Origin of the sequence: Desulfosediminicola flagellatus, assembly GCF_005116655.2 — a bacterium.
In the GTDB taxonomy this organism is placed as follows: domain Bacteria; phylum Desulfobacterota; class Desulfobulbia; order Desulfobulbales; family Desulfocapsaceae; genus Desulfopila; species Desulfopila flagellata.
Window position 1 is genome coordinate 4,719,944 of the sequence record NZ_CP050698.1, and the last position, 26,107, is coordinate 4,746,050.

Consider the following 26,107-nt stretch of genomic DNA (forward strand, 5'->3'; position numbering starts at 1 on the left):
CAGTTTAACGGTCGGAGATTACACTTTGTCTTGATAACGAAAACGGGTATAGTGACGCAGGCTTCACCCCACCTCAACAACACATATAATCAAACAATAATGAGGAAAAACTATGCCTTACGTAAACATCAGAGTAGCTGGAACTCTTACCAAAGAACAAAAAGCAAAGATTGCTGCCGGCGTTACCGACGTGATCGCTAAAGAAGCGAATAAACCGCCCGAAGCCATCCTTATCTTTATTGATGAAGTTGCAAAAGAAAATATCGCCAAAAAAGGAATTCTGCTTGATCCACCAGAATAATACTATGCGCCCAGAGGAAAGAATTACCGAACTTCGTGAATTACTGCACGAGCATGCCCATAAATACTATGTGCTCGATGCCCCCGTCATCTCCGATGGAGAGTATGATGCCATGTTTCAGGAGCTTCTTGCTCTTGAAAAGGCTCACCCTGGATTGGTTACAGAAGATTCGCCCACTCAGCGAGTTGGCGGACCACCGCTGGATAAATTCAGCCAGGTCGAGCATAGAGTTCCGATGCTCAGTCTGGAGAATGCTTTTAACGATGACGATCTGCGTGAGTTCGAAGCCAAACTGCACAGATTTTTAAGCAGGGGTTTAACACTTTCCTATATAGCAGAACCAAAGCTCGATGGCCTCGCCGTCGAGCTGGTTTATGAGAACGGTCTGTTTGTTTTAGGTTCCACCCGCGGGGACGGCAAAACAGGTGAAGATATTACTGCCCAGTTACGTACCGTAAAAGCCATTCCGCTGCGATTAAAAAATAATCCGCCAGCGCTGCTTGAGGTTCGCGGCGAGGTGTTTATGGGCTTAAACGGTCTTAAAAAGCTTAATGACAAATATCTTCGTGTAGGCAAACAGCCTTTTGCCAATCCGAGAAATGCTGCAGCCGGATCGCTCAGGCAACTCGATCCCAAAGTTACCGCGTCAAGACCTCTCGATTTTTTTGCCTACGGGGTCTCTACCCCTGCAGACACAGGACAGACCGGCCAATTCGAGATGCTCAACTATCTTGGAACGCTCGGCCTGCCGATTAATAATTTAATCCGAAAATGCGACTCGATCGATGAGGTTATCGCCGCCTTTAATTCACTTACAGATAAGCGCCATGATCTGCCATATGAGATTGACGGCATGGTGGTAAAAGTCGACACCTTCAGTGTACAGGAAAGACTTGGCAACAAAGCACGTGCCCCGCGCTGGGCCATTGCCTGTAAATTCGCGGCAACACAGGCTACGACCACAATTCAACGAGTCGAATTTCAGGTGGGCAGAACCGGTGCTATTACTCCTGTGGCGATCCTTGATCCGGTCAATGTGGGTGGAGTCACTGTTAGCAGAGCCACTCTACACAACCAGGACGAACTCGAACGAAAGGATCTGCGCTACGGTGACACAGTGCTCATCCAGCGTGCCGGAGATGTTATCCCCGAGATCGTTAAAGCAGTGACAGAGAATCGTACGGGTAAAGAAGAAGCGATCACGATGCCTGCAAATTGCCCTGTTTGTGAACATCCACTCGAAAAACCAGAGGGTGAAGCGGTAACCCGCTGCCACAACCCGCACTGTGATGCTCAGCGATTACGCAACCTGGCGCATTTCACCTCGAAGGCCGGGCTCGACATTGAAGGACTTGGCAAAAAATATGTTGAACAACTCTATGAGTTGAAGATCATTCAGGACATTCCCGACATCTTCACCCTGCCTCGCAATAAACTGGCGAGCCTTGATGGCTGGGGTCCTAAATCTGCAGACAAGGTAATCGCCGCTGTCAATGAGCGAATGACCCCGCCACTCGGTAGACTGCTTGCCGCCCTTGGCATCCGCTTTATCGGTGAAGTTACCGCCACAGTTCTTGAGAGTCACTTTACAGACCTTGACACACTCGCCTCCGCAAGCCATGAGGAGTTGCTCGAAATTGAAGGGATCGGAGAACAGGCTGCCGCTTCCATCGTCGAGTATTTCAGTGATGCGCAGGTAAGGGAAATGCTTGTCCGACTGCAGGAAGCCGGTGTCAAACCGATGGTGGCGCAGCCTAACGCAGATGGTCTTCCGCTTGCTGGCCAGGTTATTCTATTTACCGGAAGCCTACAGACAATCTCACGAAGTGAAGGAAAAAAACTGGTCAAAGATAATGGTGGACAGATCGCCACCACTGTTACCAAGAAAACTACCCATGTCGTTGTTGGTGAAAAAGCCGGTTCCAAGTTGAAAAAAGCCCAGGAGCTTGGCAAGACAGTACTCACCGAAAATGAATTTTTGCAGTTGATCAAGAAATAGCTTTTTTTCAGCACAGCTCAATCAGATATTCCGCCGGAGAAGGCAATAGTAACCATCCGGCGGAATATTTTTTTCATCCATATTCTGCGCACTGCCTGGTAATATCGTGAGGCCTTGCCCCTCTCCAAATCACAGATGTACATTTCCTCCTAACTTGCAATATTGAAAATGTTGCTGCACATCATACCTTTTAAAACATAAAATATTGGCCAGCGATAGTTACATTTTTCTAACAGTTTTTTCCTGAAATGGTCGTAATTTTTTCAAAGTTCCGGACAAATTCATCCAATGAGGTTGTATAGAGATGGCAGATATATTTATGAGTCGGGCACGGGAAATTATAAGCAACATCCCGGAAGGCAAGGTTTCAACATATGGTATTATTGCCAGACATGCAGGCAATAAAAGCGGCGCGCGCCAGGTTGCCCGAATTCTTCATTCAAGTTCTGACAAGTATGACTTACCCTGGCACAGGGTCGTTAACCGTCTAGGAAAAATCTCGTTACCGCAGGGAAATGGATATGAGTTACAGCGCGAGCTACTTGAGGAGGAAGGCGTTTCTTTCGACGAGTATAACAAAATAGACTTTGCAACATTTCTCTGGATTCCCGGCAAAAACCATCATACCTCTTCGTATGAATCTTTATGACACCAGATTCACCCTTTGAACAGTCGCTTGACCAGGACTGACAGCTCTTTTTCCTCCAGGCGCAACAAACCAACCTCCCTGGCAATTTTTTTCGCTTTCTTATACTCCTGAGTATCAATAGTTGCGTTGAGTTCAGGAAAATTTCCGGCCATACCTTCAGGGCGATATTGATCCATTATATTGACATAGCAGTTCGTTGAGATGCTATATGCAATGAATTTCAAAACTTCTACAGTCTCTTCCATCAGGCCGGGCATCAGCAAATGACGAACCAACATCCCCCTTTCCGCTCGGCCTTTACTGTTTACCTGAAGATCACCAACCTGCCGCTGCATCTCCAGCAACGCTGCACGCGCTTTCTCGGGATAATTACCTGCCCGGGCATATCGTCTCGCTGTCTCACTGTTCCAGAATTTAAAATCGGGCATGTAGATATCAACTATGCCTTCAAGCAAAGTGAGCGTTTCTACTTCATCATACCCGCTGCTGTTAAAAACCAGCGGGACCGTTAATCCTTTTTCGATAGCATGAGGTAAAGCCGACAGAATCTGTGGAACAACGTGGCTTGGCGTTACAAAGTTTATGTTATGACACCCCTGCTGCTGCAGGCCAACCATCATTGACCCCAGTTGCTCATCACTGAGCACATCGCAACTATTGTGTTCAGGATGACTGATATCGTAATTCTGACAAAATACGCACAAGAGATTACATCCACAGAAAAATATCGTGCCTGATCCCTGCTCACCTACAAGCACAGATTCTTCGCCGAAATGTGGACAGTAACTTGCCACCTCTGCGAGTAAGCCTGTACGACACATTCCTTTCTCATTCGCCAGGCGATTTACTCCGCATTTACGGGGACAAAGCGAGCAATCAGCGAGCAGTTTCTCGCTCTGTCGTATTCGCTTTTCAAGCAGCCCGGAGCGCCATGCGACAAGATATCCACTCTCCATAATAGATCCTCATGTTGTACGGGTCGACAAAAAACATGAAATCATATATCTTCATTCGGTTATGGTGCTGAAAAGAAGTATATCATATTTACCCTCTTAGCGGATACCCAACTATGCGGACGATAGATTTCAGAAGCGATACAGTCACACGCCCCACTCAGGCAATGCGTGAGGCCATGATTGAGGCTGAAGTAGGTGACGATGTATACGGCGATGATCCAACCGTAAACAACCTTCAGGATTACGTAGCAAACCTGCTTGGCTTTGAGAGCGCCCTGTTTACCTGCAGTGGTACACAAGCAAATTTAGTGGCCTTAATGGCGCACTGTGAACGTGGAGATGAGTATATCGTTGGCCAGCAGGCCCACACCTACAGATACGAAGGTGGTGGCGCAGCAGCGCTCGGCTCTATTCAACCACAACCTATCGAGTTTGAGCCCGACGGCACTCTCAACCTTGATACTGTTGAAGCAAAAATTAAACCTGACGATTTTCATTTCGCCAAAACCCGCCTGCTCTGTCTTGAAAACACCCAGAATGGACGTGCACTTCCAATGGAATACCTGGAAAATGCCAGACGACTGGCACGCAAGCACGAATTGGCCCTCCACCTTGATGGCGCACGGGTATTTAATGCAGCAATCGCCTGCAAAGTCAACGTAAGCGAAATAACCCACTATTTCGATTCAGTCTCTGTTTGCCTGTCAAAGGGGCTGGGGGCACCTGTCGGCTCTGTTCTCTGCGGGAAAAAAGAATTTATCGACACGGCCCGCCGCTGGCGTAAGGTTACCGGGGGCGGAATGCGTCAGGCAGGAATATTGGCGGCCGCCGGACTCTGCGCCCTCAACAATAATGTTTCACGACTGGCAGATGATCATGAAAATGCGTGGTTCCTTGCAAATGGATTAAAAAAGGTCACCCCGCTGGACGTGCAGTTTGAAGAGAGCCAGACCAACATGGTTTTTGTCACAATCCCTAAAGATGATGTCAAACCACTGAACAAAAAGCTCAAAAAAAAGAACATCACGATAACTCCAGGAAGGCAGCTACGCCTTGTTACTCACCTTGATATCACACGAGAGGATATCGAAACGACCATCCATGCCTTTAAGCAATTTTACAAAAAGTAATTTAATTACCACCGAAAATCAGTTGTAGATAGTGAGGTATAAGATGTAAGGTGACAACTACATCAGTCCAGAAAAAATTGGTAACTTACTGTACCTGCATCAATACTCAGTGGTCAGATTTTAAAAAGTTTCATACCCCTGCTATCGCCTCACTCTATTAACTGAGGGTAGTGGTACTCAGAAAAAGTAATCCTTACGCGTTCAGCAGTCATCCAGGTGTGCACTCAGGGTGCTGCTGACAGCACACACTGAAGCCATGCCGTCCATATCGAGTTTACCGATATTGCTCTCCACAATATCGGCCATCCATGCTGCCTTTTTGGTACAATGATCGCTTGACCAGAGCCAGTGAATTGCCGGATCAAAATGTGGGTCTATACAGAAATCCCGATGCGCTGACGGTGCACGCAATACCGTCACCAGTTCTGCTGTGGTCGGCAGTCGCCAGTTGTCTTGACCTTCAAACTGCACCTCGTTGAGATACACAACGTACTCCTTGGCCTGCTGCCAGTTAAGCAAAAAACCGGTCCCAGTTCTCTGCCAGTGCTTTCGGGTAACCGGATCAAACAGTACTAATGCACTTGTGGCTTTAAGCTGATGTTGATAGAAAGCGATAGGCCTGAACAACTCGTCCAGCCCCAATAGTTCCCTGATCTCTTTATACATGATCCTGGCAGGTTCAGTCGAAATCAGTGTATCTTTCGGTACAGATAATGGTTGCGCCATGCCGGGCAATGAGCACTCTTTCTCCGAGAGAATTTTCCAGCTAAGATACACCTTTTCAAGAGCGATACGCATTTGCAGTGCGCTTGAAAACCTGTTAGCAGGATCTATCTCCAGAGCTTTTTCCAAAAAAGCATCCCATTCACTATTCAGATCGCTGTTAAGACTGCTGGCAGGCTCCACCTTTATCCTGCGCGGTTCGACCAGACAACCTGTAAGCATCCGGTACATCATAACTCCGACACTAAACAAGTCTGCCCTGGCATCAGCTGTTTTCGGATTTTTCTCCTGCTCAGGAGCTGCATAGTAAGGTGAGCCGACCTGCATTCCGGGGATTGACATTTTCTCTTCACCACGCACTCTGGACAGTCCGAAATCGATAATCTTGACACGATCGTCATTAGTGATCATCAGGTTGTACGGCTTGATATCACGATGGACAATTCCTGAAAAATGCAATCGCTCCAGACCTTTTAAGGTTTGGGTCATATAGAGAAATGTTCGAGACACACTTACTGGGCGTGATTCCTCTTCTACCTTGTAGCCTTCCCCTATCAATTCGCCAATGGAGTGAGAAAAATATTCAAGTACGATAAACGGAGAACCTTCAAACTCATCGCAATCAATGATTTTTGCTATGTGATCATGGGAGATGGCCCCCATGATTCTGGCCTCTTCGACAAATATTTCTTTAAGACGCTCTTCACCAACCAGATCGGCAAAAATGTCATCACGGGGTTGTAGAATTTTCAGCGCAACTACCCTGCCGGTTATCGGTGCCAGCGCTTTATAAACCGTGCTCATCCCCCCGCGCCCAAGACGACCGATTATTTCATATCTGCCTGCTCTATTCATACTTCACCGTAAGCGATCTGCATATGCCTGTGGAAATCCCCGTGAAACAATTTTTTTTGCTGTCGATTCTATATCATACGCAACGGCACGAACCTCAAGACTCCACGCGTCACTATCCCAGATCAAATACTTAGCTCTGTTATCTCCATCCCTGGGCTGCCCGACACTACCGCAATTAACAAAGTACCTTCTGTCTCTATCGAGCAATTGTATACCCGGGACCAGTTTTTTACGAATAACTTCTCCATCCACCAGCGACACCAGCTTCAATTGATGCGTATGGCCTACAAAAAAGAGTTTGTCGGAACTGTTTGCCAAAACTTTTTCTATATGCTGCTGTTTCATCATATAGAGATAGATCGTGACAGAATCGGGTGGTGCCCCATGAACAAAAACAGCCTCACCTCGTCTGACAGAGGTTGGTAATTCACAGCAATAGTTGAGGCAATCCTCTGAAAGCAGACCTTCAGTGGAAATATTGTTTTCTTTAGCCTGAAAATTCAGCCAGTCACGCGCCCGCTTGCTGGCAAGGGCAGCTTCGTGGTTTCCCAGTATGGCGGTGTACCCTAGTTGAATAACCTTGAGAACCACACCTTCAGGGTCAGGACCATAGCCGACAAGATCACCAAGGCATATAACCTCATCAACTATACATGTACCAAGGTCACGTGCAACAGCATTCAAAGCCTCAAGGTTGCCGTGAATATCAGATAGAACAGCTATTCTCATAGATCCCTCAACATGTGAATTAACAGGCTACGTAACGTGTATGAAATGTTTTTCAGATGAAGGCAGCTTATCCGTTCTTCTTCTCCTCAAGCTCATCCCAACGAGAGTAAAGCGTATCTACGATGATCTGAGTCTGCTCCAACTCTTCCCAGCAGGCAGCAGCATCTGAAGGGCTGGATACTATCTCCGGCAGAGCCATCTTCTGCTGCAACTCTTCAAGCCTCATCTCAGCATCGAGAATTTTCTCTTCCATTTGATCATATTCCCGCTGATCCATATAGGAGAGTTTGCCTTTTTTCTTTGCAGGCTGTTTTTCGCGACTTTTTTTATCTGTTGCGGATGTATTCTCGACAGCCTTCGCTTTACCCGTCAGATCTTTAAGCCACTGGCTATACTCAGCATAATAGGCGACTTTACCAGTGCCGTCAAACCCCAGTAACCGTTCGCAAACTCTATCAAGCAGGAAACGATCATGGGTTACCAGAACGAGTGCACCCGGAAATTCAAGCAAGCTCTCTTCAAGCATATCAAGAGAAGCAATATCCAGGTCATTTGTCGGCTCATCAAGTAACAGAATATCTGCAGGTCGCCGCATAAGGTTAGCGATCAGGATACGGGCCTGCTCACCACCCGAAAGTTGTCCAACGGGTGTTTCCAACTGGTCTGTACGGAAAAGAAACTTCTTAGCCCATGAAACGACATGAAGAGATCTGTCTCTGAAAACAATAGAGTCCCCCTCAGGAGCCAGCGCCCTCCGCAGGGTTATATTCGGGTCAATGTCTTCTCTTTTCTGATCAAAACTGACAATCTGAACATTATCGGCAACCCGCACAGTACCCTCATCCGGTTTGAGGCCGTCTTCTCTTCCGGCAGCTTCAAGAATCTGCATGAGTGTCGATTTACCGCAACCGTTTCTACCAAGGAGACCGAGCCGCGATCCTGGCGAAAGAAGCACATCAAGGCCTGAAAAGAGTGTTCTCCCCTCGTATCCTTTCCCGATACCTTCAGCTTCAAGGAGTTTTTTGGTTTTTCTACCTGTGGCATCGAAATCGATCTGTACTGCACCGGATGCCCTGTTTCGGCTTTTTACCTCAGACAGTTCATCTTTAAGCTTATACGCCTCGTCAATACGATATTTTGCTTTGGTAGCCCGTGCCTTGGGTCCTCGACGTAGCCACTCGGTCTCTCGACGAACCTTATTGGATAATCGTAATTCCTCGACTTCCTGATTTTCAAGAAATGTCTCACGCGCTTCAAGAAATTCGGAGTATCTTCCGTTAACCTGCAGTGAGCCGTTTGGATATACGCGGGAAAGCTCGATAACCCTGTTTGTACAGTTTTCAAGAAACCGTCGGTCATGACTGACGAGCAGCCATGCCTGGGGACCATCTGCAACGCCGCCTCCAAGTATATTTTCAAGCCATAAAATCCCTTCGATATCAAGATGGTTAGTCGGCTCATCCATCACGAGAATATCCGGACTGGTCAGCAGAGATCTACAGATGGAAAGTCGTTTACGCCAACCGCCTGATAATTGCCCTACAGGTATCTCGCTATCGATAAATTCAGCACGACTCAACAGTGACTGCACTCTGTGCATCCGCTCGGTCTGGTCGTACTCGGTGCCATTAAGCGCCTGAAGAAGATTTTCTGCAGCTCCCAGGGAATCATCGAAGTCATCTGACTGTGCCAGATATGATAAGCGAACATGTTTCTGCCGCTGAATTTGCCCGGAATCCCGGTCCTCGAGGCCGCATATGATTTTCAGAAGTGTTGACTTGCCTGATCCATTCGGACCTATTAAACCTATTCGATCTCCGGCATTGATTACCAGGTCGATGTCATTGAACAATTGCTGTGCGCCAAACGCTTTGCTAAGAGAGTGACAGCTAAGAATATTTGCCATTATTTGCCGTAAAATATGAGATTCAAGGATAAAGGAAAACTAAAAGTACTACAAAAAGGGAGCAGCCGGGATTCTGCTATATGCATCAACATCGCGGAATCACTGGAGCAACATCTGAAACTGGTCAAATTATCATCAGTGATCTGTTCATTATCGTTCAGATTTACTGTTGATAAAATCTCATCTGCTGGGTATAAGCTATATTCGATTCACAGTAATTTTCAGCCACTTAGTTACGTATTCTCTTTTGGATAGAGTACTTTGTGCCGACCTATTTGATAATCACTTTAGACTAATTTTGCAATGAACGAACAGTTGCATATCATCATCACAGGGAATAGCGGCAAGACGGTAAGGCTCCCGCTTGCAAAAAAGAAGCTATTGGTCTATTCGATTTCTGCCGTTCTCCTAATTGTAATCCTTTCTATCACCAGTGTTTTTTCTGTATCACTCATCAGTCGAAACCGGTCTATAGCAAAAGAACTCGCATCCCTGCAATCAAAAGTTGAGAATAGCGACGAAGTAATTGCAGAGATTAAACGCAAAGCAGATGAAGAACGGGAAAAACTCAACGTCGAGGTTGCCAGCTTACGAGAGCATAATGAAACACAGGCGGCAGCATTCAAAGAGGAAAAAGAGCTTCTCATCTCGACTGCTGTAAGTGAACTCAATGAGCGAAGCGGCCTTATTGAGACCATTATGGACAATATCGGTGTAAAGGTTTCCGACAAGGAAAACAGTAAAAGCCAAAGCAGCGGCGGACCTTTTATTGAAAAACAACCCGCGGAGCATGATGCACTGCTTTACAAGGCCGACACATACTTGAAAACCATACAGCAAATCCCGCTAGGCCTTCCCGTTTACGGCCAGATTACCTCAAGATTCGGCAGTAGAAAAGATCCACTCAACGGAAAGTCCAGTTTTCACGAAGGCATTGACTTCAGAGGCAAACGCGGAGATAAAATCTACGCAACTGCTGATGGTATTGTCAAAAAAGCATTCAAGAATGGCAGCTATGGCAACTATGTAGTTATCGATCACCTGAATGGTTACACTACATCGTTTGCCCATATGCAAAAATATGTTGTAAAGAAAGGCGACAGAGTTAAACGTGGCCAGCTTATCGGCCAGGTTGGAAACACCGGTCGTTCAACCGGACCACACCTCCACTACGAGTTGCTATATAAGGGAAAACCTGTTAATCCGCAGAAGTATATACAGACTGCGAAGTTGACTGAATCTAAAGCGCCTGTAAAAATTCGTAAATCTGCCACCCCGGCAAAAGTTGTAAAATAATAAGCATCCGCTGTGGAGAAACTGTAGTATGGGAATGTTCGGAAAGAAAAACGATGTTCAGGAAGAGATGCAGAAAGCTGAAAGTGAGGCTATCGCATCAATTATAGATACCAGCATGACTATCACAGGCGAGGTTTCCTTCAAAGGGAAAACACGTGTTGATGGAACAATCCATGGCAATATTAATGGTGAGCATCTCGTCCTTAGCGAAACCGGAAAAATAGTTGGTGATATCATTGCTTCTTCATTTAATTGCTTCGGCACCCTTGAAGGCAATGTTATAGCAAAAATTATTACTGCGAGAAAAGATTGCTCCATACACGGCAAACTTCAAGCAGGAAGCCTGACTGTAGAACCTGGAGCGAGCATTGACGGTGAGATAAAAGCTGCTACAGAAGATATGATAAACGGAACGAATCAAACAACATCATCGATTTCGTCCCCTGTGAAAAAAGAAAACACGGACAAGAAAGATAAATAATCCTTAGCGTGCAATCTGCTCTTTTTTATGCCATTTTCAAAACCTAAAGTTGCAAATAGATTTAAATGTCCAAGTTGTGGTAACGACAAGGATTTCTTCGAAATCACTGATGACGTCATCACCACAACTCACTATGTCCAGAATCCGGACGGAAGTTTCACCATTGAGGACAGAAGCTCTCAATCAATGGGAGACGTCAAACTTTTTTGTGGAAACTGTGATGAAGACCTGACACTTTTCCATCAGCGATTCTCGGAGATGATCTTTTGACAGATTCCCCAATCGTCATCATAGATAACAACGATCACCTCCTTCAATCATTCCATACGCTTACCACCAGAACAATTATCAATTGCCGCCTTCGCCTGATTCCGGGTGAAGAGCATCTGCTTGTTGACCTTCTTGAACGCGGCGTACCGCTAATACCATCCGCAACTGCGCAACTTTGCAGCAGGTCTAAAGTGCATCAGGCACGAATTTTTTCCGAATTTATGCTGCCCAACACTGTCGTTGCCTACGACGTTAATTCCCTGCTCGGCTCTATATCCACATTCAACGCAAACGACATACGCGATGTTGTAATAAAGCGCGACAGGAAAAACGGCGGAATCGGTATTCATCGATTCGCTTCGATTGAAGATGTTTACAACCTTGCAGAATTGGGAAGTCTAGCCTATCCCTTCGTCATCCAACCGCTGATACGATCATTTAAAGATATTCGCTTGCTGGTACTTGGTGATTATACCGAGGCATATGAGAGAAACAATCCAAATAACTTCCGTAAAAACCTGCACTGTGGTGGCAGCAGCAAACCAGTAGAAATATCTGATGACTTGTTGGGATTTTGTCAAAACGTGTTGCAACGAGGTGTATTTCCGTATGCACACATTGACATAATGGAGATGCCGGACGGGCGGCACTATCTTACAGAGATAAACCTGCGAGGCGGCCTGAAAGGCGCAAAGATCAATTCGGGCAGGTACCAGCAATTGATTGATGACATACACAAGCGGATGATCACTTCACTTACAGCTAAAATTACGCTGTAAACTTCTTTCACCGACGACTCGTCGTTTGCTTACTGCAGCTACTCCACACTAAATCCAAAGACTTTTTCGGAGCAATACTGAACATCGCAGACATCTGCAACTTGCAGCAATACTCCTGATGTAAACCAATACATCTTGAAGCAAATACATGCAGACTCCCTCACCCCGCAAAAAAGTTAGGCATGCTCAACCCATATTGATGCAGGTCACAGTAAACAAAAAAAAAGGGAGACACCTAGAAGGCATCTCCCTTTTTTAAACTCAACGTTTAATCGCTTAAGGATTAAACACAACCGGTAGGCTTTGGAAGGCCAGCCATTTTACAAGCTCCCTTTCCTGGTCCTGATGGGAACAACTCGTAAATTCTCTTAAGAGGAAAACCGGTGGTTTTGGAAAGAATACGTACCATAGGAGCGATACCGTTCTTCTTGTAGTATTCCTGAAGTGCGTCAATAACTTTCTGATGCTCGTCGGTGAGGTCAGAAATTCCTTCTGCACTCTTAACGTAATCAATCCAATTCTCGTTCCACTCTTCCATTCCCTTGAGCAGGAAGCCGTCCTCGTCTACTGTGAAGCTACTTCCATTATGTTCGATTGTTGGCATTTTGATACCTCCTTGAAATTTTATGTTATGGCTTATACACCGTTATTAGGCTCTGCTGAAAACTAATATGGGTTATTACTATAGGCAAAAGGGTTTGTCAAGTGAATGACCAATCATTTCGACCCAACATTTGCCACTTGACCCAACGTGCTGTAATGTTAAGGCTAATTTGACACTTATCCAAGCAAAAAAAATCATTGAAAAATTTTTTTTACTCCTTATAGCCTGTCAGGTTTCACCTTTGCAACATCACAGTTTTATCTCCCGAGCAGGTAACAGAATCATCAAAACGCGATAATACTCCTTTTCTGGCATATGTCCATATTTTTTATCTTTTTGTGGTGATTTTTTACCAGGTGATAAGGGCTCGAAAACTGCTTGTGCTATACCTCCGCGATACCACCAGCTATGGGCATTTCCGGTTTTTTCCTTGCAGATAAGAAAAAGAAAGAGTAAATCGAACGTTTACCTATTTACCGATTAGCGAAAGAGCAACCGTTGCGCTGTCGAAACAGAGCGCTTTTCAAAATAACTCCAACTCGATAAACTCATGCTGCAGATACTCCGTAATAAAGCACAATCAACCGTCATTCAGGCAATTGTTGTCGTCATCGCCCTTGTTTTTGTATTCTGGGGAGTCGGTGCCAACATGATGAACAAACGCGAAGCTGCGATAACAGTCAACGGCGAGGAAATATCATTTCAGGATTATCAGCTCGCCTATGACAGAACATACGAGAGGACAGCCAGCCAGTTTGGAGGTACGCTGCCAAAAGGTCTTGCAGAAACGCTCGGCCTCAAGCAGTCCGTTATCAATCAGCTTGTTCAGAATGCTTTGCTCAGACAAGGCGCAAATGCAATGGGCATAATTGTCAGTCAGGAAGAAATCCAGAACACCATCAATACGATGGTTCAGTTTCAGGATGGCCCTGGCTTCAGCATGGATAAGTATAAAGCTCTCCTTGCAGCAAACAGGCTTACTCCTCATAAGTTTGAAACCAATATGCGCTTTGAAATGCTTTCTGAAAAAACAATCAAAGACATCGGTAAATTTGCCGCACTCACCAGTGATTTTGAAGTTGAAGAACTATATAGACAAGACAACGAGAAAGTCTCTGTAATCTACTCCGTATTCAGTCCTGAGAATTTCACTGAATCAGTGGTTGTTGACGATGAGGAACTCGCCACATGGTTTGAAACAGCCAAAGACAATTATAAGAGTGAAGCCCAGATGAAGCTGCGTTTCCTCGATTTTTCATTTGCTGAAGTTGGTAAAAAAATATCAATTGACGATGCACAGGTTCAGGCCTACTACGACGCGAACATTGCTCAGTTCACAACCCCTGAAAAGCGTCGGGCCCGTCATATCCTCATAAAAGCCGGAGCTGAAGATTCAGAGGAAGTGCACAAGGAAAAAAGACAGCGTGCTCAGGAACTTGTAACTCTTGCCAATACGACAGATGACTTTGCAAGCCTGGCTACTGAGTATTCTGAAGGACCAAGCAAAACAAATGGCGGTGAACTCGGCTACTTTACCAAGGAACAGATGGTTCCAACTTTTTCAGATGCTGTTTATGCTATGGAAGTTGGTCAAATAAGCGATGTTGTAAAAACCGACTTTGGTTATCACATCATAAAACTTGAAGACATCACCCCGGCTTCGACCTCGGAATTGAACGACGTAAAAGATGTCATCCTATCCCTTCTGCAGAATAAAGAGGCACAGCCACTCGCCTTCCAGCTTGCCAACGCTGCCTATGAGGGTATTATCGGAGCAGGCAGCCTTAATGCTTATGCTGAGGCAAACACAGATCAGCAGGTTACAGTCACTGACTATTTCCCAAAAAGCCAACCACCTGCCGGGTTATCACTCGATGGTGAATTCCTCGATAAAGCATTCTCACTCAACGCAGGTGAATTAAGCTCTCTGATTAAAACTTCCAGCGGCTATTTCATCATATTCGCCGATGATCTTAAGGAGCCTGAAACTCCGGCACTCGAAGCAGTACTCGAACAAGCCACTAAGGACTTTATAGCAGGCAAAGCAGAGGAAGCTGCGAAGAAAGCTGCTGAAACAATGCTTGAAGAACTTCAGGGCGGCAAATCATTTGCTGATGCAGCACTTTCACTCGGTACAGAAGTTAAGGATTCCGGATTTCTTGGTAGAAGAGATAACACAGAGTCAACCTTTCCAGCTTCACTTCTGGACCAGGTGTTCCGCTTAACTCAAAAGGAGCCGCTTCCACAGCAGCCAGCACCGGTATCCGGAGACTTCTATGTATTTGCTTTTCAGGAAAGACAAATTCCAGAAATTGTTGCTAAAGAGAATCTTGAGAAATACCGTCAGGCTCTTTTAAACAGCAAACAGCAGGAACTACTCGCGGCGTACATCAGTAATCTTGAAAAAAATGCCGAGGTAACGATACATTCTAATTTGTAACAATCACCTGCTTTAGCATATTTTCATAGCCCCTCCAGTCTGCATTTTGCAAGCTGGAGGGGCTTTTTCGTGTTGCTTTTATAGTCTACATGCCACACCTTAAGGGTATGTATTTTACAACGCCAATCTGCAACACAACACAATCAAATGTATTTTGCTTTCTCGAAGCCAGGATGAATATTTTTTTACGACTGCACCTTTGAATGTACAAATGGTCACAACTGTCTGAAAGAATTATTCGAAAACAACAGGCCTGGGCACAGCTTAGTAAGCATAATCCGTATTAAATAGCCTCTTACACCTTTTTTTGATTCTCTTGAAGTCGCGAGAATGATATAATCCAATGTTTCTTCTCCCGATTCAACGTATGCGTCGGTGACAGGCCAAAACACAACTGGAACGTGTAGTTTCAAACATCCCTTAACATCATGCCAACTGAAACAACTCCCCTTGAGCAATTAGATAAGTTACCCCCATTCGAGCAGTCACTCCTCCAATTTTTGTCCATCGTTTACGAACCGGCCCATACCACTCTTATAGTGAATTGCCTGCGTAAACTTGAATTCAAGAACCCACGGGGAAACCGTCCTACCGCTGCCAACCTCAATCATTACTTTTCAAAGTTTGAGCAATTAGGTTTGCTGACAGAGGATCGGCAATGCGACCCCCAGATTGTCGAGATTCTCAGCAAGCGCTCTGTGGCAGACGGTACTTTTGCAACCTACGCAGATACCATTCGCGAAGAAGCACCTGTTTCCTACTATTACGGGAAATGGACCACCCGATGCTGGCGCGCAATCCGCGAAATGCGAATCGGTATCTACATGCAGGATTTTGACCTCATTGACGACGCCGCAGAATTCTTAAATAATCAATGCCAGGAAATGATTGCTGAACACCCTCCTGCTGTACAGGTGACTACATCCCCATTTGATGTAGATTGGATTCGCAGCCTTCCTACGTCGTTTCAGTTCTACCTGTTCAGCACAGTTCTTCAGCATTTTCAGTCGCGCCTCGAAAAATGCCCTGATCTGTTCAATTACCTGCAGGATGATTCAGCGTTCTCTCATCTGACTGCTGACGAAGTGCTTCCTTTTAGAAGGCTGCTCTTCAACCAGTTACTCTTCCAGGGAGAACTCCATTCAGCACGGGAACTTGTTATTAGCCATCCGGAAGCTTTCCAGGGAACCGGCGCTCTTGGTACAATTGCCTTTCTTCAGGACAAACAGGAAGAAGCTCAAAAATCGTTCAACGAAGACCTTGCCTTTCTCCAGGAACTCACAGGTACCGATCGTGTTGCATTTTTTGGTCCGACAGGGCTCTTTTACATCCTCGCACTCCTGAAAGAATGTGACAAAGAAGACTACGGTATTGTTGCCGATCAGATCAGCAATGCTCTGTCTCTGTTCCAGACAGCACCAGAAAACGTTGCATATGAATATCTTGCCCGGGTACTCAACTCTCACCTGAATAAAGCTACACAAGATAACGAAATCATCCTGCCTGAAGATAAACAACTCTCAGGTTTGTCGGCAATATTTGCAGGATTGTGCCAGTTTTGGCTCAACAGCACTATTCAACCCGATCTGGTAATACTGCTTGAAAAAGCCTACAAACAGGCAACAAAAGATCATTACAACCTTTTCGCCGGAATTCTTGCTGAGCTTCTTGCAAAAGCCCAACATGACGAAGAGCAGTACCAGATCACAGTGGACGCCATTCACGACACGACAGGCCTTATTCCGTTGTTGCCGCTTATGGAGCCTGAAGAACCTTGGAAAAGAAGCCTTGAAGCCCTTATCCATGCGACCTCTCTTGAGTCAGAGGAGCCACAGAAAAAAGTCCGTCTCATCTGGTTACTTGATGTACAAAACAGCACAATAAACCTGGGGCCGAGGGAACAGAAACTCCTTCCTTCAGGGGGCTGGTCGAAAGGTAGGCCTGTTTCGCTTTCCAGGTTATATCAGAGTAGTAAGCTCACGTTTCTTTCGCCTCAGGATCGCAAAATATGTACAGCGATTAAGAAGACTCACAATGTCGAAACCCAGGGCGTCAATTATAACTTCGTGATGGATAAAGCCCTTGTTGCCATGATCGGGCATCCACTACTCTTTCTCCTTGAATCACCCAGTACCCCCGTCGAACTGATCTCCGGAGAACCTGAACTTCTGGTGGAAGAACGTGGTGAACTGCTGCATATTCGTTTTGCGCAGCCAATCACCTCAGACAATATCACCATCTATCAGGAAACCCCGACGAGAATTAAAGTTATAAAAATCAGCGACAACCATCGTCGAATAGCACAGATTACCGGCAAAGATGGGCTTACTGTCCCCAAATCAGCAAGTGAGCACGTACTTACCGCCATTGGTAACATTTCATCTTTCATGACTGTCCATTCGGCTATTGCTGCAGACCGAAAAAGTGGAGAGAAAAACAACATAACCTTTGTTGAAGCCGACTCGACCATCTACATGCACCTCCTCCCTTATGGCACAGGTTTCAGACTGGAAATGTTTGTAAAACCATTCACCGAGGGTGGGCATTACCTTAAACCGGGCCAGGGTGTTGAGAATATCATGGCCGAGGTAAACGGCAAACGATTACAAACACGACGAAATCTCGCACTTGAAGAAGAGAAAGCACGAGACATTGAAGAACTCTGTCCGATCTTTGATCTAGCGATGGATCTTGAGCAGGAAAATGACCGTGAATGGCATCTTCAAGACCCGGATGATTGCCTTCAGGCATTGCACGAGCTTCAGGAAATTCGAGAAAAAGTTGTTATCGAATGGCCGGAGGGTGAGAAGCTTAATATCACTCACCAGGCCTCCATGGATAACCTCAACCTGAAAATCCGCACAAATCGTCACAACTGGTTTGCCATGAGCGGCCAGATTCAACTTGATCAAAACACAGTAATCGAACTCAAAGATCTGCTGGCCAAAATGAAAACCTCCTCAGGTAGATTTATCGAACTTGGTGACGGTCAGTTCCTGGCTCTCACTCAGGAGTTTAGACGACGACTTGAGGACATGAATGCCTATTCGGGCACTATGGGCGGACTTGGCAAAGATGACGAGGATGATAACGAAATTCTTATTCACCCTCTTGCAGCGATGCCCCTTGAAAAACTTACAATGCGTGCAAAAACATTGACGGATAGCGGCTGGGAAAGTCAGCTCACCCGAATTCGTGATGCACAGGATTTCAAGCCGGATATCCCTTCTACTTTGCAAGCCGAACTGCGAGATTATCAGCAGGAAGGATTTGAGTGGCTTGCCCGTCTTTCATTCTGGGGCGTAGGTGGTTGTCTGGCAGATGATATGGGACTGGGTAAGACCCTTCAATCTCTAGCTATCATTCTAAAGCATGCCACAGAAGGACCATCATTGGTAGTCGCGCCTACATCTGTTTCTACCAACTGGATGAGTGAGGTTGTCAAGTTTACTCCAACGCTTACAATCAAGACTCTGATCGGAAAAGATCGTGAATCTATTATCAATAGTCTCGGTCCGTTTGACCTGCTAATCACCACATACACTCTTTTGCAACAGGAAGAGGACAGGCTTAAGGATGTGAAGTGGCAGACAGTCATTCTCGATGAAGCGCAAGCGATAAAGAACGCTGCAACAAAACGCAGTCGAGCGGCAATGTCTCTACAGGCAAAATTCAAGCTGATTACCACAGGTACCCCTATTGAGAACCACCTTGGTGAGTTGTGGAACCTGTTCCATTTTATTAATCCAGGTCTTCTTGGGACGCTCAACGACTTTAATGAACGTTATGCTATACCTATTGAACGTTTCCAGGACCGCGATGCACGCATGAAGCTTAAAAAGCTGATTCGTCCTTTCATCCTCAGGCGTATTAAATCGCAGGTACTTGATGAGCTGCCTTCCAGGACAGAAGTCACTCTTGATGTTGAGATGAGCCCTGAAGAGACGCATTTCTATGAAGCGCTTCGACAAAATGCCATCGATATACTTGAGAGTAATAAGGAGAAGAAAGGCCGCCATCTACAGATTCTGACAGAAATCATGAAACTCCGTCAGGCCTGCTGTAACTCGCGCCTACTTGATCAGAACAGTTCAATACCAAGTGCCAAGCTCGAAGTATTTTCTGCTGTTGTAGAAGAACTTATTGAGAGTCGACATAAGGTTCTGGTGTTCAGCCAGTTCATTGGACATCTACAGATCATTCGCGAATACCTTGTAGAAAAAGGTATATCCTACCAGTATCTGGATGGAGCAACGAGTTCTAAACTTCGTAAAGAACGTGTTGAAAACTTCCAGGCCGGCCAAGGTGATGTTTTCCTTATCAGCCTCAAAGCTGGGGGACTCGGCCTCAACCTGACAGCTGCAGATTACGTTATTCATATGGATCCGTGGTGGAACCCTGCCATTGAAGACCAGGCTTCCGATAGAGCCCATAGAATCGGGCAGACCAGACCTGTCACCATTTACAGACTTGTCTGCAAAAACACCATTGAGGAAAAAATCGTCAGACTCCATCAGGAGAAACGTGATCTCGCCGGTAGCCTTCTTGAAGGTAGTGACATGAGTGCGAAAATGAGTTCGGACGACCTGCTTGACCTGATTAAAGAAAAATAACACACAAGGAGTCTGTCGGGTTATAGCATTTTTTTCACAGATCAAGGCATTTTCGAATAATCAAGCACAGCCATATATTTGATATTGCGAGCATTGTTTTTTTTGTAAATAACGCCGAGATGGGGAATAAGGGTATAATCCGACAGGCTCCTAGGAGGCTGTCCGAGAATTAGGGTTTTGGTCAAAATCGAGAAGTTTTCAGAAAATAAGCACAGCCATATACCTAATATTGCGAGCATTATTTTCTAAAAAATCCGGAGATTTTGGGCCAAAGCCATTCTCGGACAGCCTCCTAGCACCGTTCAATCAGAGTATTGGCCTGAAAACCACCTGGCCCATACTCTGCCATATCGTCAGGCCAAATACCTGCCCTACCAAAACAGACGCTTAAAATCCCGATTGTAATTGAAGCAGTATCAAACCATAAAAATATAGATCGCCGGACTGAAACTGCCACCCCATATGCACTCCGCACTTTGAACAAAGTGCTACCTTCCAGAGAAACCCAGGGAACCACGAAAATTCAGCACTTGATTCGCCAAGCACTGCACATCCCGGAGCGTTACTAAAACACCCCAATTCATAAACAATCCCGGCTGGATTAAAAAAGGTATGGCGATGTGTACCCGAAATCTCAATTTTTCGGTCTTCAGATGTGATCTTGTGATTACAACTACGGCAAATCAGAACTGGATGCTTCTCAGGGTTCGAATCGTCCTGAGACTCAGCCTCGATTATCTTCTGCAGATCACCAACCTCCTCTTTAAAAAGAAGTAGGCCGGATGTGTAAAGGTACGGCAGGCCGGGGATAGCAGGGCCTGCCGGTATATCAGGAAGTCCATCTCTCATAAGCGGATTCCCCCGGCAACCGGCAATCATCGTAATCGCCGGTCACCATTAAGCATTATTTGGGCTACTGCTTAGTGAAATAATCCACAATCGCCTCAACCATTGCAGGAATTGTGTACTCTTCAGGTTGAATATCAACCTGCAAACCGTTATCGGTCACTGTCTTTGCAGTAATAGGACCTATTGCGGCAATTTTCACACCATTAAGCAGACTCAACAACTCTTCCTCATTCGCTGCATCTACCATGGTGAGGAAGTTGCGTACTGTAGAGGAACTAGTGAATGTTAGCATATCCACGTTGCCAGCTTCAAGTTCTTCACGCAATGCTTCTTTACGACCGGCAGGTGGTACATTCTGATAGACAGGCGCTATAGTTACCTGTGCTCCGGCTCCGCGAAGAGTCTCCGGAAGAATCTCACGGGCCTGCTGTGCCCTCGGAATAAGTATATTACGTCCTTCAATTCCCTGGTCAAGAAGACTTTCGGCAAGCCCTTCGCCGGTGAAAACACTCGGAATAAGATCTGCGTTAAGTCCGTATTGAAGCAGGTAGTCTGCAGTGCTTTTTCCTACAACACCGATATCAGGCCCTTTAAGGTCCCTGGCATCCATTCCTTTTGCAAAAAGACGCTCAAAGAAATACTTTACACCGTTAAGTGATGTAAAGAGTATCCAGTGGTACTCATCAAGTCGCTCCAACTCTCCATCGAGAACAGTATAATTCTCCACCGGTGTTATGTTGATTGTAGAGCATTCTATGCAGTTTGCTCCTGCTTCCTCAAGCCCTGCCATCAATTCACTTGCCTGCTCACGGGTACGGGTCACAATGATCTTGCGACCAAACAACGGACGCTTCTCAAACCAGTCAACAGACTCTTTAAGACTGACAACCTCACCGACAATGATAAGCGATGGAGGAGTGATTCCTGCATCTTTTACCACATCAGCTATAGTTTCAAGGGTTCCAACAACTGAGCGCTGCTCCGGAGTTGAGGCCCAGCGTACGACAGCAACAGGAGTTTTAGGATCGCGTCCATGCTTTAACAGGTTCTTGACAATGATTGGCAGATTCTTGATGCCCATGTATATAACAAGGGTACCTGCACCTGTAGCAAGCTTGGACCAGTCGATATTTGAATCTGCTTTTGTTGGGTCTTCATGGCCTGTCAAAAATGCAACAGAAGCGGTAAAATCCCTATGGGTAATAGGAATACCGGCATAGGTTGCAGCTGCTGTAGCAGAGGTAACACCGGGAACAACCTCAAAAGGGACTCCCGCCTTGTACAACTCCTGCACTTCTTCTCCGCCACGGCCGAAGATGAATGGATCCCCACCTTTTAAGCGAACAACGACTTTTCCGCTTTTAGCATGATCCACCAACATCTGGTTAATCTCTTCCTGGGTGTGAGTGTGCTTAACACCGCCACGCTTTCCGGCATAAATGAGGATAGCATCTTTGGGAACATGCTTGAGCAGTTTTTTGCTCGCCAGGTAATCGTAGACCAGTACTTCCGCCTTCTCCAGAAGATATTTACCACGTACAGTGATAAGGCCTGGATCACCGGGTCCTGCTCCTACGAGATACACCTTTCCGCTTCTGTTCGTTTTCGTCAATTCTTCCATAGCATTTTCTTGATAACCGCCTTACATCATAGAGGTTATCATACGCCGACAGGATCGGCCTTGAGTAATTAATTCGTACCAGGCTAAAAACCATAAAAGGCCAGTAGGAGTCTACTCATAAAGCACACACCCTAATGACCTGTCTCCCCGTATCCGGGGGGTACGACTTTCGTAAAGCCCTTGATTCAAAGGCAAAAAAAAGGGCACACCTTACAAGTGAGGGTATGCCCTTGAGCTTACTATAAACATGAAATCCAATGATTCTACCGGGATTTCACATAAAGTATATTACAGCTCGCTCATGATGGCTTCAGTAACTTCACCGATAGACTTGGAACCGTCAACAGAAATTACTTTTGGTCCGCTGCCGTTTTTGAAATAATTAACAGCAGCCATGGTACCGGTGACGTCATCGTAGTAGATACCATGACGTTTATCAATTGCATCTACGTCCTGATCATCAGCGCGGGTGTTGAGGTCTCCGCCACAAACACGACAAACCAGTTTACCGTCTTTCTCTACAGGCTTGATAGCCTCAAAAGCGATATGGTTTGGATGGTTGTTGTCGTTAACACAAAGACGACGACCCATGATACGCTCTGCAGCGATTTTACGGTCAAGTTCGATCTCGATTACGTAATCAAGTGCCAGACCTTCTTTCTCAAGAGTCTCAGCAAGGGTAATTGCCTGATCTTTTGAACGTGGGAAACCGTCAAGAATCCAACCGGCTTTACAATCATCTTTCTGCAGACGTGCAATCATCATAGGGATGGTGATGTCATCAGGAACAAGGTCGCCGCGATCGATATACTCTTTCGCCTGCTTGCCAAGCTCGGTACCGCCACCAATGTGCTCTCTGAAGATAGCGCCGGACTCAATATGCGGAATATCGTATTTTTTCTGTACGATCGCGCCCTGAGTACCTTTACCGCTTCCGTTTGGTCCGAAAACCAGGATATTCTTACCCATAGCATTTCTCCTTAATAGAATTATATAAAACAAAGACCATGTGCCTGATGCACACGGTTATACATTAAAGTAAATGTGCTCTCCTCCACCGCTGCCCTGTAAAGGCGGTTTCTGCATCAATATAATACGGGTGAAGCATGCTATACAATCTCCGGTAAACGTAAAACCAGGAGTGCCGGTAGCAAGGCAAGGCGTAAATATAGCCGAATTTTATCTACGAGGCCAGAAAAATATCTGCCCGAACTTTTTGACTTTCAACCTGAAAGCGGGTATTTTTTCAGCATCATTGTTCCATGGAGATAGTCAGGGCGCTCCACCATTCAGCCCTTCTAATTGTGTACTTCCCTGCCCCAGCGCAAACACTCTTATAAATTTATACATTTCAATACCAGTTATGAAACACATCCGAATAGGTCTTATTGGCTTTGGTACCGTTGGCAAAGGTCTTGCACAGGCATTGCTCGAACAACGTGAACGACTTCAACAGAAAGTTGGAGCGGACATTACTCTTTCCCGGGTTGCAGACATCAGTATAACTGAGCTTCCCGAGCAGTTCAGTGACGTTACATTCAGCCAGGATGCCAATGATATATTCAACGACCCTGATGTCGATATAGTCGTTGAACTCATAGGTGGCATGGAACCGGCCAAAACCTTTATGCTCAAAGCCATCTCCAAAGGTAAGCATGTCGTTACCGCCAATAAAGCACTGCTCTCTATACATGGTAAAGAGATCTTCGATGCTGCGGTCAAAAACAATGTTGAAGTTGGATTTGAGGCAAGTGTAGGCGGCGGAATACCAATCATCAAGTCCTTGAAAGAAAGTCTTGTTGCCAACAGGATCAATTTCATTAAGGGGATAATGAACGGCACAGCCAACTATATACTCAGCCAGATGACCGACCATGGCCTGCCATTTACCGAGGTGCTGAAAACAGCACAGGAGCTAGGCTTTGCAGAAGCGGATCCGACCTATGATGTTGAAGGAATCGACACCGCGCATAAGCTGGCAATTCTCATGACCATCGCTTACGGGCTTGATGTTAAGCTTGACGATATCAGCGTTGAAGGCATCTCCTCTATTGAGCCGATTGACATCGATTACGCCAGAAAATTCGGTTATCGCATCAAGTTGCTGGCAATCAGCCGCAACCATGGTGATCATGTAGAGGCTCGAGTCCATCCGACAATGGTTCCCGAAAATCATATGCTGGCTACTATCGGCGGAGCGTTCAACGGCATCCTCATTAACGGCGATACAGTCGGTGATGTCCTGCTTTATGGAGCGGGTGCAGGAATGATGCCTACAGGTAGCGCTGTTGCTGCCGATGTTGTTGATATCAGCCGTAACATACTTACCGGCTCAATCAATCGCGTACCGGCTCTTTCCTACCTGCCTGAGCATATCGGCAAACCGACCATCACTCCAATGAGCGATCTGGTTTGTCCATATTACTTCCGGGTTACTGCACTCGACAAGCCCGGTGTTCTCTCCACAATTACCGGAATATTTGGCAAGCATGACATATCTATCCGCTCAATGATCCAGCCGGGCCAGGATGCAAACGAGCCTGTCCATATAGTTTTCAGGACTCATCGCGCGCCAGAAGGATCAGTTAAAGACGCCATCAAAGAAATTGACGCGCTTGAACTCTGCACCGCGCCAACAGTCAAAATCAGACTCCTCAATCCTGAATAATAGATACCTATAATATATAATGAAATATCTCATTCTTGTAGGCGACGGTATGGGTGACCATCCCGTCGCTGAACTCGGCGGAAAAACCCCTCTCGAAGCTGCCAAAACTCCGATGATGGATGAGCTCTGCCAAAAAGGCGAGCTGTTTTTGAACAACACCATCCCGGACGGCTACCCGCCAGGGAGCGATGTGGCGAACATGTCGCTTCTGGGGTACAGCCCTGCACTCTATTATACAGGGAGGTCTCCACTTGAAGCCGCGTCAATGGGTGTTGAACTGAGTCCTGACGAGACCGCCTTTCGCTGTAACATGGTGACTCTCGATAAATCCGCTGACGGCAAGGTGACTATGGTTGACTTCAGTGCCGGTCATATCACCAATCAGGAATCACACGAACTTATTGCTGCCCTGGAAGCTGAGTGCTCGTCTGAGATGTTTCATTTCCATCCGGGCGTGAGCTATCGTCATCTGATGGTATTGAATGGTGAGTTACCTGGTATTACGACAGTCCCACCACACGATTATATCGAAAAGGATGTCACTGAACACTACCTGAATTACTTCAAAAATCCTCAATGGAAGGCGCTTCTTGAGAAAGTAGAAAAGATACTCGCCAACCATCCGGTAAACCTCAAACGGATTGAAGAGGGCAAGGCCCCGGCCAATATGATCTGGCTCTGGGGAGAAGGCAAGATGCCCAGTGCCCCGACGCTGGTTAAACGATTTGATATCAGCGGCTCAATGATAAGCGCTGTTGATCTTTTAAAAGGTCTGGGCGTTGTTGGTGGCCTGTCTGTAATCGATGTGCCCGGTGCAACCGGATATATTGATACCAATTACGAAGGTAAAGCCCAGGCAGCGATCGACAGCCTGAAAACTCAGGATTTTACTTTTGTACATCTTGAAGGCCCTGACGAAGCTGGTCATAAAGGCAGCCTTGAAGATAAACTGACCGCTATAGAAGACTTCGACTCACGTATCGTCAAACCGATATACGAGGCTCTACAAGCATCAGGCGAAGCGTTCAGGATGGTGATCACCATGGATCACTTCACCCCACTCGCCGTCCGCACCCATACACTTGAACATGTGCCGACTATCCTCTTTGACTCACGGAATATCGAAAATGGCAGTGGCCGGAATTTCAATGAACGCGAGGCCAATGCCCATGATCAACAAATGCACAATGGTATAGTCGACGGACACACCATGATCGAAAAACTGCTGGAAAGGTAAA

At 46.0% G+C, this 26,107-nt stretch carries 20 protein-coding genes; 12 read left to right on the top strand and 8 right to left on the bottom strand.

The genetic code is table 11. The features are described from left to right. Positions 1 to 112 precede the first annotated feature (112 nt). From FCL46_RS19525 to FCL46_RS19535, 3 genes are all read left to right on the top strand, one after another. Positions 113 to 301, top strand: a complete 189-nt coding sequence (locus tag FCL46_RS19525; protein WP_136805803.1) for a tautomerase family protein — start codon at positions 113 to 115, stop codon at positions 299 to 301. Positions 302 to 305: 4 nt separating this feature from the next. Continuing rightward, entirely contained in the window at positions 306 to 2,300 is a 1,995-nt protein-coding gene (gene ligA / locus FCL46_RS19530; RefSeq protein WP_136805804.1) for an NAD-dependent DNA ligase LigA, read from the top strand. Positions 2,301 to 2,604: 304 nt separating this feature from the next. After that, positions 2,605 to 2,949, top strand: a complete 345-nt coding sequence (locus tag FCL46_RS19535; protein ID WP_136805805.1) for an MGMT family protein — start codon at positions 2,605 to 2,607, stop codon at positions 2,947 to 2,949. A gap of 8 nt (positions 2,950 to 2,957) precedes the next feature. Here FCL46_RS19535 and FCL46_RS19540 read toward each other — a convergent pair whose 3' ends face one another. Then, positions 2,958 to 3,905: a radical SAM protein gene (locus tag FCL46_RS19540; RefSeq protein ID WP_136805806.1), complete on the bottom strand. Its 948-nt coding sequence runs from the start codon at positions 3,903 to 3,905 to the stop codon at positions 2,958 to 2,960. A gap of 122 nt (positions 3,906 to 4,027) precedes the next feature. On the opposite strand from FCL46_RS19540, the gene ltaE reads away from it, so the two are divergent. After that, positions 4,028 to 5,035, top strand: coding sequence for a low-specificity L-threonine aldolase (gene ltaE, locus FCL46_RS19545; RefSeq protein ID WP_136806079.1), 1,008 nt, complete (start codon positions 4,028 to 4,030; stop codon positions 5,033 to 5,035). Positions 5,036 to 5,236: 201 nt separating this feature from the next. On the opposite strand, the gene FCL46_RS19550 is transcribed toward ltaE, so the two are convergent. The 3 genes from FCL46_RS19550 to FCL46_RS19560 form a co-directional block, all read right to left on the bottom strand. After that, complete coding sequence (locus FCL46_RS19550) at positions 5,237 to 6,613, bottom strand: protein kinase domain-containing protein (RefSeq protein ID WP_136805807.1); 1,377 nt, start codon at positions 6,611 to 6,613, stop codon at positions 5,237 to 5,239. Between the two features lie 3 nt (positions 6,614 to 6,616). Continuing rightward, positions 6,617 to 7,342: a metallophosphoesterase family protein gene (locus FCL46_RS19555; protein ID WP_136805808.1), complete on the bottom strand. Its 726-nt coding sequence runs from the start codon at positions 7,340 to 7,342 to the stop codon at positions 6,617 to 6,619. 67 nt (positions 7,343 to 7,409) lie between these two features. Next, positions 7,410 to 9,248 carry an ABC-F family ATP-binding cassette domain-containing protein gene (locus tag FCL46_RS19560; RefSeq protein ID WP_136805809.1) on the bottom strand — a complete coding sequence of 613 codons (1,839 nt, stop codon included), beginning with the start codon at positions 9,246 to 9,248 and terminating at the stop codon, positions 7,410 to 7,412. A gap of 303 nt (positions 9,249 to 9,551) precedes the next feature. Here FCL46_RS19560 and FCL46_RS28600 point away from each other — a divergent pair, with 303 nt between their 5' ends. The 4 genes from FCL46_RS28600 to FCL46_RS19580 are packed head-to-tail and all read left to right on the top strand — an operon-like array spanning position 9,552 to position 12,074. Next, positions 9,552 to 10,544 (top strand): M23 family metallopeptidase, encoded by a 993-nt coding sequence (locus tag FCL46_RS28600; protein WP_136805810.1) that lies wholly within the window; start codon positions 9,552 to 9,554, stop codon positions 10,542 to 10,544. A gap of 28 nt (positions 10,545 to 10,572) precedes the next feature. Next, the gene (locus FCL46_RS19570; protein WP_228723255.1) at positions 10,573 to 11,025 is read left to right on the top strand and encodes a bactofilin family protein; all 453 of its coding nucleotides are present in this window, start codon (positions 10,573 to 10,575) and stop codon (positions 11,023 to 11,025) included. 27 nt (positions 11,026 to 11,052) lie between these two features. After that, positions 11,053 to 11,295, top strand: a complete 243-nt coding sequence (locus tag FCL46_RS19575) for a hypothetical protein (RefSeq protein ID WP_136805811.1) — start codon at positions 11,053 to 11,055, stop codon at positions 11,293 to 11,295. Then, on the top strand, positions 11,292 to 12,074 hold the full coding sequence (locus FCL46_RS19580; protein ID WP_136805812.1) for an ATP-grasp domain-containing protein: 783 nt from the start codon (positions 11,292 to 11,294) through the stop codon (positions 12,072 to 12,074). The genes FCL46_RS19575 and FCL46_RS19580 overlap by 4 nt, the downstream gene beginning before the upstream one ends. Before the next feature lie 283 nt (positions 12,075 to 12,357). On the opposite strand, the gene FCL46_RS19585 is transcribed toward FCL46_RS19580, so the two are convergent. Continuing rightward, entirely contained in the window at positions 12,358 to 12,678 is a 321-nt protein-coding gene (locus FCL46_RS19585; RefSeq protein ID WP_136805813.1) for a TusE/DsrC/DsvC family sulfur relay protein, read from the bottom strand. Positions 12,679 to 13,228: 550 nt separating this feature from the next. Here FCL46_RS19585 and FCL46_RS19590 point away from each other — a divergent pair. Together FCL46_RS19590 and FCL46_RS19595 are read left to right on the top strand one after the other, a co-directional pair. Next, entirely contained in the window at positions 13,229 to 15,118 is a 1,890-nt protein-coding gene (locus FCL46_RS19590) for a peptidylprolyl isomerase (protein WP_136805814.1), read from the top strand. A gap of 428 nt (positions 15,119 to 15,546) precedes the next feature. Then, on the top strand, positions 15,547 to 19,731 hold the full coding sequence (locus FCL46_RS19595; protein WP_136805815.1) for a DEAD/DEAH box helicase: 4,185 nt from the start codon (positions 15,547 to 15,549) through the stop codon (positions 19,729 to 19,731). A 387-nt stretch (positions 19,732 to 20,118) separates the two neighbouring features. On the opposite strand, the gene FCL46_RS19600 is transcribed toward FCL46_RS19595, so the two are convergent. The 3 genes from FCL46_RS19600 to FCL46_RS19610 form a co-directional block, all read right to left on the bottom strand. Further along, positions 20,119 to 20,580 (bottom strand): cereblon family protein, encoded by a 462-nt coding sequence (locus tag FCL46_RS19600; RefSeq protein WP_136805816.1) that lies wholly within the window; start codon positions 20,578 to 20,580, stop codon positions 20,119 to 20,121. Between the two features lie 64 nt (positions 20,581 to 20,644). Next, on the bottom strand, positions 20,645 to 22,201 hold the full coding sequence (gene cobA, locus FCL46_RS19605) for a uroporphyrinogen-III C-methyltransferase (protein ID WP_136805817.1): 1,557 nt from the start codon (positions 22,199 to 22,201) through the stop codon (positions 20,645 to 20,647). A 288-nt stretch (positions 22,202 to 22,489) separates the two neighbouring features. Continuing rightward, positions 22,490 to 23,170, bottom strand: a complete 681-nt coding sequence (locus FCL46_RS19610) for an adenylate kinase (RefSeq protein WP_136805818.1) — start codon at positions 23,168 to 23,170, stop codon at positions 22,490 to 22,492. Positions 23,171 to 23,564: 394 nt separating this feature from the next. On the opposite strand from FCL46_RS19610, the gene FCL46_RS19615 reads away from it, so the two are divergent. Then, on the top strand, positions 23,565 to 24,869 hold the full coding sequence (locus FCL46_RS19615) for a homoserine dehydrogenase (protein WP_136805819.1): 1,305 nt from the start codon (positions 23,565 to 23,567) through the stop codon (positions 24,867 to 24,869). 19 nt (positions 24,870 to 24,888) lie between these two features. Then, positions 24,889 to 26,106 carry a cofactor-independent phosphoglycerate mutase gene (locus FCL46_RS19620; protein ID WP_136805820.1) on the top strand — a complete coding sequence of 406 codons (1,218 nt, stop codon included), beginning with the start codon at positions 24,889 to 24,891 and terminating at the stop codon, positions 26,104 to 26,106. Position 26,107 lies beyond the last annotated feature (1 nt).

Bases quoted from the DNA above. Each gene is read 5' to 3' on its own strand.
- FCL46_RS19595 (WP_136805815.1), top strand. From the start codon at position 15,547: ATGCCAACTGAAACAACTCCCCTTGAGCAATTAGATAAGTTACCCCCA.
- FCL46_RS19600 (WP_136805816.1), bottom strand. From the start codon at position 20,580: ATGAGAGATGGACTTCCTGATATACCGGCAGGCCCTGCTATCCCCGGC.
- FCL46_RS19525 (WP_136805803.1), top strand. From the start codon at position 113: ATGCCTTACGTAAACATCAGAGTAGCTGGAACTCTTACCAAAGAACAA.
- FCL46_RS19555 (WP_136805808.1), bottom strand. From the start codon at position 7,342: ATGAGAATAGCTGTTCTATCTGATATTCACGGCAACCTTGAGGCTTTG.
- cobA (WP_136805817.1), bottom strand. From the start codon at position 22,201: ATGGAAGAATTGACGAAAACGAACAGAAGCGGAAAGGTGTATCTCGTA.
- FCL46_RS19560 (WP_136805809.1), bottom strand. From the start codon at position 9,248: ATGGCAAATATTCTTAGCTGTCACTCTCTTAGCAAAGCGTTTGGCGCA.
- FCL46_RS19620 (WP_136805820.1), top strand. From the start codon at position 24,889: ATGAAATATCTCATTCTTGTAGGCGACGGTATGGGTGACCATCCCGTC.
- ligA (WP_136805804.1), top strand. From the start codon at position 306: ATGCGCCCAGAGGAAAGAATTACCGAACTTCGTGAATTACTGCACGAG.
- FCL46_RS19550 (WP_136805807.1), bottom strand. From the start codon at position 6,613: ATGAATAGAGCAGGCAGATATGAAATAATCGGTCGTCTTGGGCGCGGG.
- FCL46_RS19610 (WP_136805818.1), bottom strand. From the start codon at position 23,170: ATGGGTAAGAATATCCTGGTTTTCGGACCAAACGGAAGCGGTAAAGGT.
- FCL46_RS19615 (WP_136805819.1), top strand. From the start codon at position 23,565: ATGAAACACATCCGAATAGGTCTTATTGGCTTTGGTACCGTTGGCAAA.
- FCL46_RS19535 (WP_136805805.1), top strand. From the start codon at position 2,605: ATGGCAGATATATTTATGAGTCGGGCACGGGAAATTATAAGCAACATC.
- FCL46_RS19590 (WP_136805814.1), top strand. From the start codon at position 13,229: ATGCTGCAGATACTCCGTAATAAAGCACAATCAACCGTCATTCAGGCA.
- FCL46_RS19575 (WP_136805811.1), top strand. From the start codon at position 11,053: ATGCCATTTTCAAAACCTAAAGTTGCAAATAGATTTAAATGTCCAAGT.
- FCL46_RS19570 (WP_228723255.1), top strand. From the start codon at position 10,573: ATGGGAATGTTCGGAAAGAAAAACGATGTTCAGGAAGAGATGCAGAAA.
- FCL46_RS28600 (WP_136805810.1), top strand. From the start codon at position 9,552: ATGAACGAACAGTTGCATATCATCATCACAGGGAATAGCGGCAAGACG.
- FCL46_RS19585 (WP_136805813.1), bottom strand. From the start codon at position 12,678: ATGCCAACAATCGAACATAATGGAAGTAGCTTCACAGTAGACGAGGAC.
- FCL46_RS19540 (WP_136805806.1), bottom strand. From the start codon at position 3,905: ATGGAGAGTGGATATCTTGTCGCATGGCGCTCCGGGCTGCTTGAAAAG.